Here is a 15,495-nt window from a genome sequence, read left to right as displayed (position 1 = left end):
CTCGCACGTCCTACTCATCTTCAGAAATGAGCCTCATGTCGGAACAGACCATCGCCGCGCCGATCGATGACGACCAGCAGGAGCGCGGCTTTTCGCGTTATCAAACGTTCCTGATCGCGCTGCTCGCCTTCACGCAATTCACCCTGATCCTCGACTTCATCATCATGTCGCCGCTCGGCGCCATCCTGATGCCGTCGCTCAACATCACCGCCGGGCAGTTCGGCGTCGCGGTGTCGGCCTACGCCTTCGCGGCCGGCATCTCCGGCATCCTCGCCGCCGGCTTTGCCGATCGCTTCGACCGCAAGCGGCTCCTGCTGTTCTTCTATGTTGGCTTCACATTCGGCACCGTGCTGTGCGCGCTGGCGCAGAACTTCCACGTGCTGCTGCTCGGCCGCATCGTCACCGGCCTGTTCGGCGGCGTGATCGGCTCCGTCGTGCTCGCGATCGTCACCGACCTGTTTCCGCTGCAGCTGCGCGGCCGGGTGATGGGCTTCATCCAGACCGCATTTGCGGCGAGCCAGGTGCTCGGCGTGCCGGCCGGACTCTTCCTCGCCAATCACTGGAACTGGCACGTCTGCTTCGTCGCCATCGTCGGCCTGTCGATCGCTGCGATCGCCACCATCGCGTTGTTCATGGAGCCGGTCGACGGCCATCTCAAGCTGCAGCACGACCGCAACCCGTTCCAGCATTTGTTCGCGACCGTGACGCAGCCGCGCTACACGCTGGCCTTCCTGGTGACGACGCTGCTGGCGACCGGCGGCTTCATGCTGATGCCGTTCGGCAGCGCCTTCACCGTGCATAATCTCGGCATCGACATCGTCCATCTGCCGACGATCTATCTGGTCTCCGGCCTGTTCAGCATCCTGATGGGACCGCTAGTCGGCCGCGCCAGCGATGCATTCGGCAAATATCCGACCTTCATCTTCGGCTGCGTGGTGTCGGCCATCATGGTGCTGATCTACACTCATCTCGGCCACGTCTCGCTGCTGATCGCGATCATCGTCAACGTGCTGATGTTCGTCGGCATCTTCTCGCGCATGATCCCGTCGCAGGCGCTGATGTCGGCGATCCCCGACGCCAGCCAGCGCGGCGCGTTCAGCGCGGTCTCGGCCTCGGTGCAGCAGCTCTCGGGCGGGCTGGGCTCGGTGGTCGCAGCCGCGATCGTCGCCGAGAATGCGGACGGCTCGCTGCTGCATTTCGACCGGATCGGCTACGTCGTCGTGGCGAGCTCGATGATCTCGATGATCGCGATGTATTTTGTGCAGAAGCCGATCGCGCGGCGGGCTGGACGGCGGGTGGTGTGAGGCAAGCTCGGCCCGGCGTCGGCGTACTCTGCCACCGCATCCTCAGCGGGTCACCGCCTCGTCGCACCCACCCTCCGGATGCTGAGCGATTTCAATCGCTTAAAAAGGGGGTGGTGCCCAGGAAAGGACTCGAACCTTCACGGCCGTTAAGCCACTGGCACCTGAAGCCAGCGCGTCTACCAATTCCGCCACCTGGGCATGTGGAGCGGCTTAGTAAGGATCGGTTACGCGCTTGTCAAATTCGCGATCGAAAATTCAAATAGCCTGTACAGGATTGAGCTGATGGCGTATCGCGAGAGGCGCTAAATGCGCTCAATCGCTCTCGAATCCGGCAGGAATGGACCTCATGGCATCGAACCTGGAAACGCTCGTCACGGTCTTCGGCGGATCGGGTTTTCTGGGACGGAACGTGGTCCGGGCGCTCTGCAAGCGCGATTACCGCGTGCGAGTCGCGGTGCGGCGGCCTGAACTGGCGTTCCATCTGCAGCCGCTCGGCCGCGTCGGGCAGATTCATGCCGTCCAGGCCAATGTGCGCTACCCGGCCTCGGTCGAGGCGGCGATGCGTGATTCGCACATCGCCATCAATCTGGTCGGCATCCTGGCCGAGGGCGGCGGACAGAGCTTTGATGCCGTGCAGGTGAAGGGCGCCGAGGCAATCGCCCAGGCGGCGGCCGCTGCCGGAGCCCGGATGGTCCATGTTTCCGCCATCGGCGCCGATAAGGACTCGGCCTCCGGCTATTACCGCGCCAAGGCGGAAGGCGAGCAGGCGGTGCTGGCGGCCGCACCGCAGGCCACCATCATGCGGCCGTCGCTGATGTTCGGGCCCGAGGATCAGTTCACCAATCGCTTTGCGGCGCTGGCCCGGATGTCGCCGGTGCTGCCGCTGGTCGGCGGCGGGGCCAACAAGTTGCAGCCGGCCTATGTCGCCGATGTCGCCGACGCGGTGGCCGATGCCGTGGACGGCAAGGCGAAGGGCGGCGCCACTTACGAGCTCGGCGGGCCGGAAGTGCTGACCATGCGCGAGGTGATGGAGATCATCCTCCAGATCACCCAGCGCGACCGCATGCTGGCGCCGCTGCCATTCGGCCTCGCCAGACTGCAATCCTATGTCCTGCAATTCGCGCCGGGGCCGTTCACGCTGACCCCGGACCAGGTCGCGATGCTGCGGTCGGACAATGTGGTGTCAGACACCGCCAAGGCCGCCGGGCTCACATTTGCCGGGCTCGGCATCACGCCGGATTCGATGGAAGCGGTCGCCCCGCAATATCTCTGGCGCTTCCGCGCGACCGGCCAGTTCCAGAAGAAGAGCGCGTAGGGGGCCCGCCCTAAACCCTCGCCGTCATCCTGAGGTGCGACCCTTGCGGCGCAATTGCGCCGCTGGGCAAGCCTCGAAGGATGAATCGGCCACAGTCGGGCCGTCGACCCTTCGAGACGGCCGCTTTGCGGCCTCATCAGGGTGACGGTGATGGATGGTGCCTGTGGGAGTCTTTACCGTCCCATCGCCAGCGCGATCAGGCCGAGCGTGCCGACGATCACGCGCCACCAGGCAAAGAAGGTGAAGCCGCGCCGGGTGACGAAATTCAGGAATGCCCGCACCACGATCATCGCGGTGATGAACGACACCACGAAGCCGACCGCGATCACGCTGAGATTGTCGGAGGAGAAGTCGCCGCGGTTCTTGTAGAAATCATAGGCGAACGCACCGACCATGGTCGGGATCGCAAGGAAGAACGAGAACTCGGCGGCCGAGCGCTTGTCGGCGCCGAGCAGCATTGCAGCGACGATGCTGGCGCCGGAGCGCGACACGCCGGGGATCATCGCCAGACACTGCGCAACGCCGATCCAGAAATACATCAGCAGCGGGAACCGGGTCGCATCGTCCTCATAGATCTTGAGGTCGAGCTGATCGACCCAGAGCAGCACGGCGCCGCCGACGATCAGCGTGAAACAGACCACCCACGGATTGAACAGGAATTCCTTGATGTACTTGCCGGCGATCAGGCCGATCACGACGGCGGGCAGGAACGCCACCAGCACGCCGATCACGAAGCGGCGGTCGTCTGGATTGGAGAACATGCCGAGCGCGACGCGCCACAGTTTGGTGAAGTAGAGCACGAGGATCGCCAGAATCGCGCCGAGCTGAATCAGGATCGCGAAGCTCTTCCAGAAATTGCCTTCGCCGAGATTGAAGAAACGTTCTGCGAGCAGCAGGTGGCCCGTGGACGAGACCGGCAGGAACTCGGTGACGCCCTCCACGATGCCGAGAATCACCGCCCGCAGCATATCCGTCATCATGATGTGGCCTGTCCTGTGTGGAAAACGGGATTCTTCTCGCTTATTCGCACATTGGCCGCAATCGCAAAAAATCGTCAAACAATGGGTTACCCGGCCGATTTGCTGAGCTATAGCGTTTTTGTGACCCGCACCATCTGCGGGGGTGGCTACCGGTTCGTGTGCTGACGCGACATAGAGACGACCGGAGCCGGTCTGGCCAAGGCACAGGTCCGGACCGCACAGGTTGATGGTTTCTTAATCGCCGTGAATCTACCAAGGGCTTCATGTACACGCTGTATCACCATCCGTTCTGTCCGCATTCGCGCTTCATTCGCCTCGTGCTCGGCGAGTACGGCCTCGATCTGCGTCTGGTGGAGGAACGGGTGTGGGAGCGGCGCGAGGCGTACCTCGCGCTCAATCCGGCGGCCACCACGCCGGTCCTGATCGCCGAGGGCTTTCCGCCGATTCCGGGTGCGCCTGTTATCGCCGAATATGTCGACGAGGTGCATGGGCTGGATGCCGGCGAGCGGCGGCTGTTGCCGACCTCGTCGGCCGAGCGCGTCGAGGTGCGCCGGCTGATGGCGTGGTTCAACGAGAAATTCTTCGAGGAAGCCTCCAACCCGCTGGTGACCGAGCGGATCTACAAGCGCTTCATGAGCGAGGACAATGGCGGCGGCCCGCCGGCGCCCGACATCATGCGCGCCGCCAAAGTCAATGTGCGCTATCATCTGAGCTATATCGGCTGGCTGGCGAAGACGCGGAACTATCTCGCCGGCGACCGCCTGACCTACGCGGATCTCGCCGCCGCGGCGCATCTCTCGGCGATCGACTATCTGGGCGACGTGCCATGGAGCGAGGACGACGCGGCAAAGGCGTGGTACGCGCGGGTGAAATCCCGCCCGTCGTTCCGCCCGCTGCTCAGCGAATGGCTGGCGGGGGTGCCGGCGTCGCGCACCTATGTGGACCTCGACTTCTGAACCCGGCAGTAACGCTCTCACCATCCGATCTCAAGGCCGCGCTTGTGCGCGAGGCGCGCGCGCTCGGCTTCGATGCCATCGGCTTCACCGCGCCTGATGCGACCAGTGCAGCCGGAAGATATTTTTTGGAATTCCTCGGCTCCGGCGGCCATGGCGACATGGACTGGCTCGCAGCCAATCCGGAACGGCGCGCCGACCCGCGCGTGCTGTGGGGCGGCGTGCGTTCGATCATCATGCTCGGCGTCAATTACGGGCCCGCTGATGATCCGCTCGATATTCTCGCGCGCCGCTCGCATGGTGCGATCTCGGTCTATGCGCAGGGCGACGACTATCACGACGTCATCAAGAAGCGCCTGAAGATTCTGGCGCGCTGGCTCGCCGCCGAGACCGGCGACGAGGTGAAGGTGTTCGTCGACACCGCCGCCGTGATGGAGAAGCCGCTGGCGCAAGCCGCAGGGATCGGCTGGCAGGGCAAGCACACCAATCTGGTGTCGCGCGAATTCGGCTCCTGGCTGTTCCTCGGCGCGATCTATTCCGCGACCGAGCTGCCGCGCGACGAAGGCGAAGCCGATCATTGCGGCAGCTGCCGTGCCTGCCAGGACATCTGCCCGACTGCAGCGTTTCCCGCCCCCTACAAGCTCGATGCGCGGCGCTGCATCTCGTATCTGACGATCGAGAACAAGGGCCCGATCCCGCACGAATTCCGCAAGGCCATCGGCAACCGCATCTATGGCTGCGACGACTGCCTCGCGGTATGCCCGTGGAACAAGTTCGCGCAAGAGGGCCGCGAGCAGAAGCTTGCGGCGCGCGATGGGTTGCGCGCACCAGCGCTCGCCGACCTCGCGCGGCTCGACGACGCCGCGTTTCGCGCGCTGTTCACGAAATCGCCGGTCAAGCGCATCGGCCGCGACCGCTTCATCCGCAATGTGCTGATCGCGATCGGCAACTCCGGCGACCCCAACCTTGCCAGCGAAGCGCGAAGCCTGCTCGACGATGCCAGCCCGCTGGTGCGGGGTGCCGCGGTGTGGGCGCTGGCGCAGCTGCTCGCGCGCGACGCGTTCGCGGCGCTGGCGTCACGGGCCGGCGGTGAGCCCGACATCACCGTGCAGCAGGAGTGGCGCGCGGCCAACGTTGCGTGAACGCATGCAGTCACCGGTGGCCGGTGCGCATCGCTCCATCCCCGTCAGTGCGAGCGAAGCGAAGCAATCCATCGCGCGGCGGACGCGGGCGCATGGATTGCTTCGTCGCTTTCGCTCCTCGCAATGACGGGAGAAACCCTTGATTTTCGTAACCCGTTCCCGTCATGGTCGCACGCCATGACAAACCAGCCCTTCTTCACCAGGCACGGCGACGGCTTCATGCCGACATCAGTTGCCAACGGACCGTGGAGTCCGGAATCCCTGCACGGCCGCGTCGTGATCGGCCTGCTCGGCTTCGTCATCGAGGAGCGCCACGGCTCCGACGAGTTCGTGCCCGCGCGACTGACTGTCGACATGTTCCGGCTGCCCAACATCACGACGCCGATCGAGGTGACGACAAAGCTCGTCCGCGACGGCATGCGCATCAAGATGGTCGAGGCCGAGTTTGTCTCCGGCGGCACCATCATGGCGCGCGCCTCCTGCCAATTGTTGCGTAGGACGGAAAATGCCCCCGGCAATGTGTGGTCGCCGCCGAACTGGCAGGTGCCGGCGCCGGCTGACATCCCGAAGCCGGCCGATCCCAGGCTCGGCATGAACGGCAAATGGGAGACGCGGCCGATCACGGGCCATATGGGCTCGCTCGGCGAACGGAGACTCTGGATGAGCGAGGTGCGCGAGCTCGTCGCCGGTGTGAAGATGACGCCGTTCGTCCATGTCGCCACCGGCGCTGACTTCGCCAGCCCCTTCGCGAACGCCGGCGACCAGGGCCTCGGCTACATCAACAGCGACGTCACGATCTATCTGCATCGTTTGCCGGTGACCAACTGGATCGGCTTCGAGGTCGTCAATCACCACGCCACCGACGGCATCGCGATCGGCGAATGCTGGCTCTATGACGAGAAGGGTCCGATCGGCACGTCGACCGTGGCGGCGCTCGCCCAGCGCAAGCCGATGACCAACCCGCCGCCGCCGTAATTTCCCACCGTAGTCATTCCGGGGCGCGCGCAGCGCGAGCCCGGAATCCATTCCTCTACCAGCGTTGCGGCCCGATGGATTCCGGGCCTGCGCCTGACGGCGCATCCCGGAATGACGACAGAGAAGTCCGTCGCGCAGCTCAAGCCAGATGCCGCTGCATCTCCGGCCGTGCCCTCAGCGCCGCGCCCTGCTTGGCGACGATCTTCGCAATCCGCTCCGGCGCGAAGTTCAGGTCGACGAAGGCGGGCGCGGTGTTGGCGACTTCGTGATACTCCATGATCTTGCCGTCGCGCAGCCGCATGATCGCGACACCTTCGAACATCGCCCGTGCGCCCTTGGCTTCCGGCAGGATCGAGCGGTAGCTGAACGTGTAGCGCGCGTAGAGCGTCGTGCCGTCGCTGACGGGATCGTGCATCACCCAGCGGAAATCGGTCGCGGTGCGGTAGAACCAGTCGTCGATCATCTCGGCGATTTTGGCGTGGCCCGCGAACGCGCCGTAGAACACGTCGTGATAGACGCCGTCCTCGGTGAAAAGATCGGCAAAGGCCTTGCCGTTGCGCTGCTCGACCGCGTCGCAGAACGCGCGCAGCATCGTGGTGGTGTCCATTGGCGTTGCTCCCAGCCACTCTGTCATGCCCCGCGCAGGCGGGGCATCCAATATTCCAGAGCCGTTGCCTTAGATCGAGAGGCCGCGGCGTACTGGATCGTCCGCTTTCGCGGATGATGACGTCGTGCAAGATGAAAGCGCTTAGCCGATCTCCGCCACCGCCGCGATGATGCGCGCGATGTCCTGCGGGCGCGACAGGCGGTGATCACCGTCCTGGATCATGGTCAGCACCACGTCCTCGGCCGGCAGGCGGTGCACCAGCGCGAAGGCGTGCTTCCACGGCACGTCGGGATCCTGCGCGCCTTGCAGGATGCGCACCGGGCAGCCGACATCGATTTGGCTTCCGAGCAGCAGGTGGTTGCGGCCCTCCGCGATCAAATTGCGGGTGATCGGATAGGGCGAGCCGTCGCCATATTCCGACGGCCTGAGCCACATGCCCTTGGTCTCGATCTCGGCGCGGATCTCCGGCGAGAAGCCCTTCCACATCAATTCCTCGGTGAAATCGGGCGCCGGCGCGATCAGCACCAGGCCGGCGAGCTTCTCCTTGCCGCGCCTTGCGATCTCGCGCGCCAGCAGCAGCGCCATCCAGCCGCCCATCGAGGAACCGATCACGACCTGCGGCCCGCAGCAGAACTGCGAGAACACAGCCAGACTCTCCTCGAGCCAGCGGCCAATGGTGCCGTCGACGAATTCGCCGCCGGATTCGCCGTGGCCGGAATAGTCGAACCGGACCGAGCCGCGGCCGTGCTCGGCGGCCCATGCATCGAGCGCGATCGCCTTGGTGCCGGACATGTCGGACTTGAAGCCGCCGAGCCAGAACAGGCCCGGCGCACCATTTGTGCTGCCTGGCGCACCATTTGTGCTGCCCGGGCCGCGGCCGGCGCGGGCGCGCACAGCGATCCGGCGCGCCGCACTGCCCTCGCCGACCTCGATGAAGGCGGGTTCCTGTCCGGTTGCGGCGGTTTGGCTCATGGTTCGGTCACTCGCGTGTCAGAGATCTGGTTTTCAATCGTCGCGCGGCAGCGGTCAACGGCAGCACGCGACGCCTTGCGGAGCGCATGCACCCGCTATATGTGCCGGGCGTGGCCAAAATGCCTCGCAATTGGCGGTTTTGCCGCTTAAAGGAGCGAGTTCGCTTGCCCGGTGCAGCGTCTTGCTTCAAAATATCCGCCTTCCCTTTCACAACTTTGGAGAGTTACCCATTCGCCGTCCCAATAGAGCCCCGCCCACAGTCGCCAAAGACGGGCCGCGCACCAATGATGAGATTCGCAACGCGCAGATCCAGCTGATCGATGCCGATGGTGTCAACAAGGGCACCGTCGAGACCATGGTTGCCATCAAGATGGCCATGGAAGCCGGCATGGACCTCGTCGAGATTTCGCCGAATGTCAGTCCTCCGGTCTGCAAGATCATGGACTACGGCAAGTACAAATATTCCGCGCAGAAAAAGGCCGCCGAGGCCCGCAAGAAGCAGAAGGTCGTCGAGATCAAGGAGATCAAGCTCCGCCCGATGATCGACGATCACGACTATGACGTGAAGATGCGCGCGATGCAGCGCTTCTTCGAGGAAGGCGACAAGGTCAAGATCACCTTGCGCTACCGCGGTCGTGAGATGGCGCACCAGGAGATCGGCACCAAGCTCTTGGACAAGGTGAAGGCCGACGTGGCCGAGTTCGCCAAGGTCGAGCAGGACGCGAAGTTCGAAGGCCGCCAGGTCGTGATGGTGCTGGCACCGCGCTAGTTCGAATTGGTTTGTAGGCTCTGTGAAACGGCCCGTCAGGCGACCTGGCGGGCCGTTTCTATTTCGAAGCCCGTAGCCCGGATGAAGCGCAGCGAAATCCGGGAAAGTCGATCCGCGGCGACAGCTGCCCCGGATTGCGCTTCGCTCCATCCGGGCTACCCGGTTCCCACCCGTTTGGCTGTCTCAAACGTTGCAAAACCGCCGATCCTCTGTCATAAGCCGGGCCTTCGCCGCCCGGCTGATCAAGGGCTGCCGTGGCGACGTCCAGTGCAGGTTCTTTCAATTCGGAAAAAAACCTTAGCACTTTCAACGCTCTAACGAGCATTTTAGCCGGCCGGACGCCTCTCGGGGCGATTTTCGTGCTGTGCGACAGGAGAGCTAAATGCCCAAGTTGAAGACCAAGTCGGGCGCTAAAAAGCGCTTCAAGGTGACTGCCACTGGCAAAGTGATGCACGCCCAGCGCGGCAAGCGCCACGGCATGATCAAGCGGACGAAGAAGCAGATCCGTCAGCTCCGCGGCACCCGCGTGCTGTTCAAGACCGACGGCGACAACGTCAAGAAGTACTTCTTGCCGAACGCCTGATCGCTCCGATCCGCTTGAACCCTCGCCGCGCCAGCGCGGCGCCCCGTCACCTCTTCCAGATCAAGGATTTCCGTCATGTCTCGCGTCAAACGCGGTGTGACCGCTCACGCCAAGCACAAGAAAGTCTACAAGGCCGCCAAGGGCTATTACGGCCGCCGCAAGAACACCATCCGCGTCGCCAAGCAGGCCGTCGAAAAGGCCGGCCAGTACGCCTTCCGCGACCGCAAGCGCAAGAAGCGCACCTTCCGCGCGCTCTGGATCCAGCGCATCAACGCCGCGGTCCGTCCGTTCGGCATGACCTACAGCGTGTTCATCAACGGCCTGTCCAAGTCGGGCGTCGTGGTCGACCGCAAGGTGCTGTCGGATCTCGCGATCCACGAGCCGGTTGCGTTCCAGGCGATCGCCGAGAAGGCCAAGGCGGCGCTGGCGGCCTGAGCCTAGCGGGCGTTTCTAGCGGGCCTTGGCGCCCGCTTTCAGCGCCTTCTGCGAATAGCGCTGGGCGACGATCGCCCGGCAGAACGCGGTGAACGAGCGGTACATGGTGCCGCTTTCGTTGTCGTATTTGTGGTCGCAGCGCCTGAGCTGGCCGGCATAGGCCTTCTTCTGCGACGCTCCGAGGCCGGACAGGAAGTCCCCCTCGCATTTCTTCTCGACCACCTCGCCGAACTGGACGTCCCCGCTGGCGCCATATTCGCACGCCTCGAAGACCTTCATCGCGCGGTTGCAGCTCGGCGCCTTCTCGAGCTCCGCGATGATGTCGTCCATCTGGGTCGATTTGGCGGGGCATTCCTCGGTCGCGGCCTGCGCCGTTCCGAGCATCAACAGGACCGCCGGCACGGCCAGGCAGGATCGCAGCAACATCGCGTGGGTCTCCTTGAACTCCCCCTTGGGTAGCGCGGCCAGCGCGGGGGGTTCAATGCAGCCGGCCATAAGCCCGAAATGACCGGCTTTTTGCTTGACGTTACGGCCTTCGGGCGGCGACAACCCAGCCGAATTTTCGCGCATGGTCGGCAAGGCGGGGCCTGGTTCGCTTCCCGGTTCTTCCCTCCAGATCATGCTCCGCTCAAGCGCAGGAATTGACCGTGTCCGACCTCGCAACGCTCGAAACATCCATCCTCGACCAGATCGCCTCGGCCGGTGACGAGGCCGCCCTCGAGGCGGTGCGCGTCGCAGCGCTCGGCAAGAAGGGCTCGATCTCGGCCTTGCTCGCCACCCTCGGCAAGATGTCGCCGGAGGAGCGCAAGACCGAAGGCGCCAAGATCAACCTTGCGAAGGATGCGGTGACGCAGGCACTCGCGGCCAGGCGCGACGTGCTGAAAGCGGCCGCGCTCGATGCACGCCTCGCCGCGGAGACCATCGATGTCACGCTGCCGCTGCGCGAGACGCCGGCGGAGACCGGCCGCATCCATCCGCTGAGCCAGGTCTGGGACGAGCTCACCACGATCTTCGCCGACATGGGCTTTGCGGTCGCCGAAGGTCCCGACATCGAGACAGACGACTATAACTTCACCAAACTGAATTTCCCCGAGGGCCATCCGGCCCGCGAAATGCACGACACCTTCTTCTTCAATCCGAAGGCGGACGGCTCGCGCATGCTGCTGCGGACCCACACCTCGCCGGTGCAGGTGCGCACGATGCTGAGTAAGACACCGCCGATCCGCGTGATCTGTCCGGGCCGCACCTATCGCATCGACTCCGATGCGACCCACACGCCGCAATTCCACCAGGTCGAAGGCCTCGTGATCGACAAGGGCTCGCATCTCGGCCACCTGAAATGGATCCTGCACGAGTTCTGCAAGGCATTCTTCGAGGTCGACCACATCAACATGCGGTTCCGGCCGTCGTTCTTCCCGTTCACCGAGCCGTCGCTCGAGGTCGACATCCAGTGCCGCCGCGACAAGGGCGAGATCCGCTTCGGCGAGGGCGAAGACTGGATGGAGATCCTCGGCTGCGGCATGGTGCACCCGAACGTGCTGCGCGCCTGCGGGATCGATCCCGACGTCTACCAGGGTTTCGCCTGGGGCATGGGCATCGATCGCATCGCGATGCTGAAATACGGCATCGCCGATCTCCGCCAGTTGTTCGAGAACGACATCCGCTGGCTCGACCACTACGGCTTCAAGCCGCTCGACATCCCGACCATCGCGGGGGGATTGAGTACGTGATATCGGTGAGCGCAAACGACATTGCGAACACGCTCTCCGTTCCCTCCCCCCTTGCGGGGGAGGGTCAGGGAGAGGGGTGGCCGCGGGCACTGAACGCAGTCGTCGCCCTGTACATCTCCGCGAGTCCTTTTTCCTTGGATGTCGCTCACGCTAGCCACAGCACAACATCGTTTCGAGCAAGCGGCGTACCCCTCTCCCCAACCCTCTCCCGCAAGGGGGGAGGGAGCCATACCGACGTCGCAAGCACGCTAATCAACACCAACAAGAACCGAGGCATGCAGCCGTGAAGTTCACCCTCTCCTGGCTGAAGGAACATCTCGAGACCGACGAGCCGCTCGACAAGCTCGCCGACAAGCTCACCATGATCGGGCTCGAGGTCGAGAACATCGAGGACAAGGCGAAACAGCTCGCGCCGTTCACGATCGCGCGCGTGATCTCGGCCGAGCAGCATCCGAACGCCGACCGGCTGCGCGTCTGCATGGTCGATACCGGCGACGGGGCTGAGCCGGTGCAGGTGGTGTGCGGTGCGCCGAACGCGCGTGCCGGGCTGGTCAGCGTGTTCTCGCCGCCCGGCACCTACATTCCCGGCAAGAACATCACGCTTGGCGTCGGCACGATCCGCGGCGTCGAGAGCCGCGGCATGCTGTGCTCGGCGGCCGAGTTGCAGATCTCGGAAGACCACGACGGCATCATGGAGCTGCCGGCCGACGCGCCGCTCGGCAAGGGCTACGCCGACTGGGCCGGGCTCGGCGATCCCACGATCGAGATCAATCTGACGCCGAACCGGCAGGACTGCACCGGCGTGCACGGCATCGCGCGCGATCTCGCCGCAGCCGACATGGGCAAATTCAAGGATCCCGGCATCAGGCCGATCAAGGGCGAATTCCCCTGCCCGGTTCAGGTCAAGGTGGAAGACGCCACGCTGTGCCCGGGCTTCGCGCTGCGGCTGGTGCGCGGCGTCAAGAACGGCCCGTCGCCGGAATGGCTGCAGAAGCGGCTGACCTCGATCGGCCTGCGCCCGATCAACGCGCTGGTCGACATCACCAACTTCATGACGTACGACCGCGCCCGCCCGCTGCACGTGTTCGACGCCAAGAAGGTGCAGGGCAACCTCACCGTCCGCCGCGCCAAGGATGGCGAGACGCTGCTCGCGCTCGACGGCCGCACCTACACGCTCGACAGCAACGTCTGCGTGATCGCCGACGAGCACGGCGTCGAATCGCTCGCCGGCATCATGGGCGGCGAGGCCTCGGGCTGCGACGACAACACCACCGATGTGCTGATCGAATCGGCGCTGTGGAACGAGATCAACATAGCGCAGACCGGCCGCAAGCTCGGCATCAATTCGGATGCGCGCTATCGATTCGAGCGCGGCGTCGATCCGGCCTTCATGGTGCCCGGGCTCGAGCTCGCGACCAAGCTGGTGCTGGATCTCTGCGGCGGCACGCCGTCCGAGAACGTCGTGGTCGGCAAGCAGTTCGGCGAGGATCGCGTCATCGACTTCCCGCTCGCCGAGGTGAAGCGTCTCGCCGGCATCGAGGTGCCGCTGGTCGAGGTCAAGCTGATCCTGACCCGCCTCGGCTTCATGCTGGCCGGCAACGGCCCGGTCGTGAAGATCGCGATCCCATCCTGGCGCACCGACGTGCAGGGCAAGGCCGACATCGTCGAGGAGATCGTGCGCATCGTCGGCGTCGACAAGGTACCGATGACACCGTTCGAGCGTGGCGAGGAGCCGCGCAAGCCGGTGCTGACGCCGATGCAGCTGCGCACCCGCCGCGCCAAGCGCGCGCTCGGCGTCCGCGGCATGGTGGAAGCCGTGACCTGGTCGTTCATCACCAATGACGCGGCAAAGCTGTTCGGCGGCGGCCAGAGCGAGCTCGTGCTCGCCAACCCGATCGCAGCCGATCTCTCCGACATGCGGCCGAGCCTGCTGCCTGGCCTGGTTGCCGCCACTCAGGCCAACATCAACCGCGGCACTCCCGATGTCGCGCTGTTCGAGGTCGGCCAGGTGTTCCGCGGCGACAAGCCGGAAGACCAGCTGGTGGCCGCTTCCGGCGTGCGCCATGGCTATGCCTCGTCGAAGGGAATCGGGCGGCACTGGACCGGCGCGGCTGCGGCGGACGCAATGGATGCCAAGGCCGACGCCTTCGCCGTGCTGGCCGCGGCCGGCGCGCCGATGCAGGCGCTGCAGATCGTTCCCGGCGGCCCGGCGTGGCTGCATCCGGGACGTTCCGGCACCATCCAGATCGGCCCGCAGAACGTGCTCGGATATTTCGGCGAGCTCCATCCACGGGCGGCCGAGGCGCTCGGTGCCGACGGCCCGATGATCGTGTTCGAGGTGATCCTCGAGCGCATCCCGCAAGGCAAGCAGCGGGCGACGCGCGCCAAGCCGGTGCTGGAGCTATCGGCATTCCAGCCGGTGTCGCGCGACTTCGCCTTCATCGTCGATCGCGGCGTCAAGGCGGGCGATATCGTCCGCGCGGCGCAGGGTGTCGACAAGAAGCTGATCACGGATGTCACCGTGTTCGACGTCTATGAAGGCAAGGGCATCGATCCCGACAAGAAATCGATCGCGATCGCGGTGACGATTCAGCCGCGTGAGAAGACGATGACCGACCAGGAGATCGACGCTGTCGCGGCCAAGGTAGTCACCGAGGTGACCAAGAAGACCGGCGGCACGCTGCGGGCGTGACGCCGGCGCGGCGGCTGCCTTGGGACTCCCCGCTTGCGGGGAATCCATCACCGTCACCCTGAGGAGGCCCGCGTAGCGGCCGTCTCGAAGGGTCGACGGCCCCGTCTGTGGCCGATTCATCCTTCGAGGCTCGCTCCGCTCGCGCCTCAGGATGACGGGTTTGAATTGCGAGTGCTTTGTATCAAGACATCAGTTCATTCGCCGCCTAGCTAGTTGAACCTTATTCCCACCGCATGACCTGCTTCAGCCTCATCCCATCCGACATCTCGAGCAGCATCGCCCTCGCAATCTGCGCGATCGCGTTCGTGTCGGGTACGGCGCGCGGCTTCTCCGGCTTCGGCTCGGCGCTGATCTTCATGCCGCTCGCGAGCAGCGTCGCGGGACCGCGGCTGGTGGCGGCGCTGCTGCTCGTGATCGATTTCGTGGCCGCCACGCCGCTGCTGCCGAACGCCTGGACTCACGCCGACCGCAAGGCCACCGCGGTGATGGTCGCCGGCGCGCTGGTCGGCGTTCCCATCGGCACCTATTTCCTGACCGTGCTCGAGCCGGTGACCACGCGCTGGATCATCTCCTGTTTCGTCGCAGCGTTGCTGGTGCTGCTGCTGTCGGGCTGGCGCTACCACGGCAAGGATCACGCCGCGCTTTCGATCGGCGTCGGCGGCCTCTCCGGCTTCTGTAGCGGTCTCGCGCAGACTGGCGGCCCACCGATCGTCGCCTACTGGCTGGGCCGCCCGATCTCGTCGGTGATCTCGCGCGCCAACATCGTGCTGTTCTTCGGGGCCTCGGATTTCTTCTCGCTGGTGAGCTACTGGTTCACCGGGCTGATCACGATCGAATCGATCAAGTTCTCGCTGATCGTGGGTCCGGTTTACGGCATCGGCGTTTGGTTCGGCGCCTCGCTGTTCGGCAAGGCGAGCGAGCAGGTGTTTCGCGCGATCTGCTACGCGCTGATCGCCGCCGCCGTCATCGTCGGCCTGCCGGCGCTTGATGGCATCCTGCGCGGCGGCTAGGGTCGCCTCAAAGACTTCAGGGAGGAAC

At 64.8% G+C, this 15,495-nt stretch carries 15 protein-coding genes and 1 tRNA gene; 11 read left to right on the top strand and 5 right to left on the bottom strand.

Features of this window, described 5'->3' with window-relative positions; genetic code table 11:
- Nucleotides 1–35 precede the first annotated feature (35 nt).
- Nucleotides 36–1,304, top strand: a complete 1,269-nt coding sequence (locus ACVMB0_RS08455; protein ID WP_461345913.1) for an MFS transporter — start codon at nucleotides 36–38, stop codon at nucleotides 1,302–1,304.
- A gap of 111 nt (nucleotides 1,305–1,415) precedes the next feature.
- On the opposite strand, the gene ACVMB0_RS08450 is transcribed toward ACVMB0_RS08455, so the two are convergent.
- Nucleotides 1,416–1,502, bottom strand: a tRNA-Leu gene (locus ACVMB0_RS08450).
- Between the two features lie 148 nt (nucleotides 1,503–1,650).
- On the opposite strand from ACVMB0_RS08450, the gene ACVMB0_RS08445 reads away from it, so the two are divergent.
- Nucleotides 1,651–2,619 (top strand): complex I NDUFA9 subunit family protein, encoded by a 969-nt coding sequence (locus tag ACVMB0_RS08445; protein ID WP_461345912.1) that lies wholly within the window; start codon nucleotides 1,651–1,653, stop codon nucleotides 2,617–2,619.
- 173 nt (nucleotides 2,620–2,792) lie between these two features.
- On the opposite strand, the gene ACVMB0_RS08440 is transcribed toward ACVMB0_RS08445, so the two are convergent.
- Nucleotides 2,793–3,599: an undecaprenyl-diphosphate phosphatase gene (locus ACVMB0_RS08440; protein WP_461345911.1), complete on the bottom strand. Its 807-nt coding sequence runs from the start codon at nucleotides 3,597–3,599 to the stop codon at nucleotides 2,793–2,795.
- A gap of 263 nt (nucleotides 3,600–3,862) precedes the next feature.
- Between ACVMB0_RS08440 and ACVMB0_RS08435 the strand changes: the two genes are divergently transcribed.
- The 3 genes from ACVMB0_RS08435 to ACVMB0_RS08425 all read left to right on the top strand — a co-directional run bounded on the left by ACVMB0_RS08435 (nucleotide 3,863) and on the right by ACVMB0_RS08425 (nucleotide 6,669).
- A complete protein-coding gene (locus ACVMB0_RS08435; RefSeq protein WP_461345910.1) occupies nucleotides 3,863–4,555 on the top strand; it encodes a glutathione S-transferase family protein in 693 nt (230 codons plus the stop codon).
- Nucleotides 4,504–5,694, top strand: coding sequence for a tRNA epoxyqueuosine(34) reductase QueG (gene queG / locus ACVMB0_RS08430; RefSeq protein ID WP_461345909.1), 1,191 nt, complete (start codon nucleotides 4,504–4,506; stop codon nucleotides 5,692–5,694). Before ACVMB0_RS08435 ends, queG begins: the two co-directional genes overlap by 52 nt.
- Before the next feature lie 177 nt (nucleotides 5,695–5,871).
- Nucleotides 5,872–6,669, top strand: a complete 798-nt coding sequence (locus ACVMB0_RS08425; protein WP_456751293.1) for an acyl-CoA thioesterase domain-containing protein — start codon at nucleotides 5,872–5,874, stop codon at nucleotides 6,667–6,669.
- A 139-nt stretch (nucleotides 6,670–6,808) separates the two neighbouring features.
- On the opposite strand, the gene ACVMB0_RS08420 is transcribed toward ACVMB0_RS08425, so the two are convergent.
- Complete coding sequence (locus ACVMB0_RS08420; RefSeq protein ID WP_456751294.1) at nucleotides 6,809–7,276, bottom strand: nuclear transport factor 2 family protein; 468 nt, start codon at nucleotides 7,274–7,276, stop codon at nucleotides 6,809–6,811.
- Nucleotides 7,277–7,417: 141 nt separating this feature from the next.
- The gene (locus ACVMB0_RS08415; RefSeq protein ID WP_461345908.1) at nucleotides 7,418–8,248 is read right to left on the bottom strand and encodes an alpha/beta hydrolase; all 831 of its coding nucleotides are present in this window, start codon (nucleotides 8,246–8,248) and stop codon (nucleotides 7,418–7,420) included.
- Nucleotides 8,249–8,477: 229 nt separating this feature from the next.
- Between ACVMB0_RS08415 and infC the strand changes: the two genes are divergently transcribed.
- The 3 genes from infC to rplT all read left to right on the top strand — a co-directional run bounded on the left by infC (nucleotide 8,478) and on the right by rplT (nucleotide 10,035).
- Entirely contained in the window at nucleotides 8,478–9,017 is a 540-nt protein-coding gene (infC, locus tag ACVMB0_RS08410) for a translation initiation factor IF-3 (RefSeq protein WP_024584293.1), read from the top strand.
- A gap of 382 nt (nucleotides 9,018–9,399) precedes the next feature.
- Entirely contained in the window at nucleotides 9,400–9,600 is a 201-nt protein-coding gene (rpmI, locus tag ACVMB0_RS08405; protein ID WP_008539890.1) for a 50S ribosomal protein L35, read from the top strand.
- A 75-nt stretch (nucleotides 9,601–9,675) separates the two neighbouring features.
- Complete coding sequence (rplT, locus tag ACVMB0_RS08400) at nucleotides 9,676–10,035, top strand: 50S ribosomal protein L20 (protein WP_018269297.1); 360 nt, start codon at nucleotides 9,676–9,678, stop codon at nucleotides 10,033–10,035.
- A gap of 15 nt (nucleotides 10,036–10,050) precedes the next feature.
- Here rplT and ACVMB0_RS08395 read toward each other — a convergent pair whose 3' ends face one another.
- Entirely contained in the window at nucleotides 10,051–10,461 is a 411-nt protein-coding gene (locus ACVMB0_RS08395) for a hypothetical protein (RefSeq protein WP_461345907.1), read from the bottom strand.
- A 221-nt stretch (nucleotides 10,462–10,682) separates the two neighbouring features.
- Here ACVMB0_RS08395 and pheS point away from each other — a divergent pair, with 221 nt between their 5' ends.
- The 3 genes from pheS (at nucleotide 10,683) to ACVMB0_RS08380 (ending at nucleotide 15,467) form a co-directional block, all read left to right on the top strand.
- Nucleotides 10,683–11,765, top strand: coding sequence for a phenylalanine--tRNA ligase subunit alpha (gene pheS / locus ACVMB0_RS08390; protein WP_461345906.1), 1,083 nt, complete (start codon nucleotides 10,683–10,685; stop codon nucleotides 11,763–11,765).
- A gap of 283 nt (nucleotides 11,766–12,048) precedes the next feature.
- Nucleotides 12,049–14,457, top strand: a complete 2,409-nt coding sequence (gene pheT / locus ACVMB0_RS08385) for a phenylalanine--tRNA ligase subunit beta (RefSeq protein WP_461345905.1) — start codon at nucleotides 12,049–12,051, stop codon at nucleotides 14,455–14,457.
- A 233-nt stretch (nucleotides 14,458–14,690) separates the two neighbouring features.
- Complete coding sequence (locus tag ACVMB0_RS08380; protein ID WP_461345904.1) at nucleotides 14,691–15,467, top strand: sulfite exporter TauE/SafE family protein; 777 nt, start codon at nucleotides 14,691–14,693, stop codon at nucleotides 15,465–15,467.
- Nucleotides 15,468–15,495: the final 28 nt, after the last annotated feature.

The sequence above is a fragment of the Bradyrhizobium sp. USDA 4451 genome (assembly GCF_054822585.1).
The sequence above is the reverse complement of the archived record's forward strand: the minus strand, read 5'-3'. Positions and strand labels throughout refer to the sequence as shown.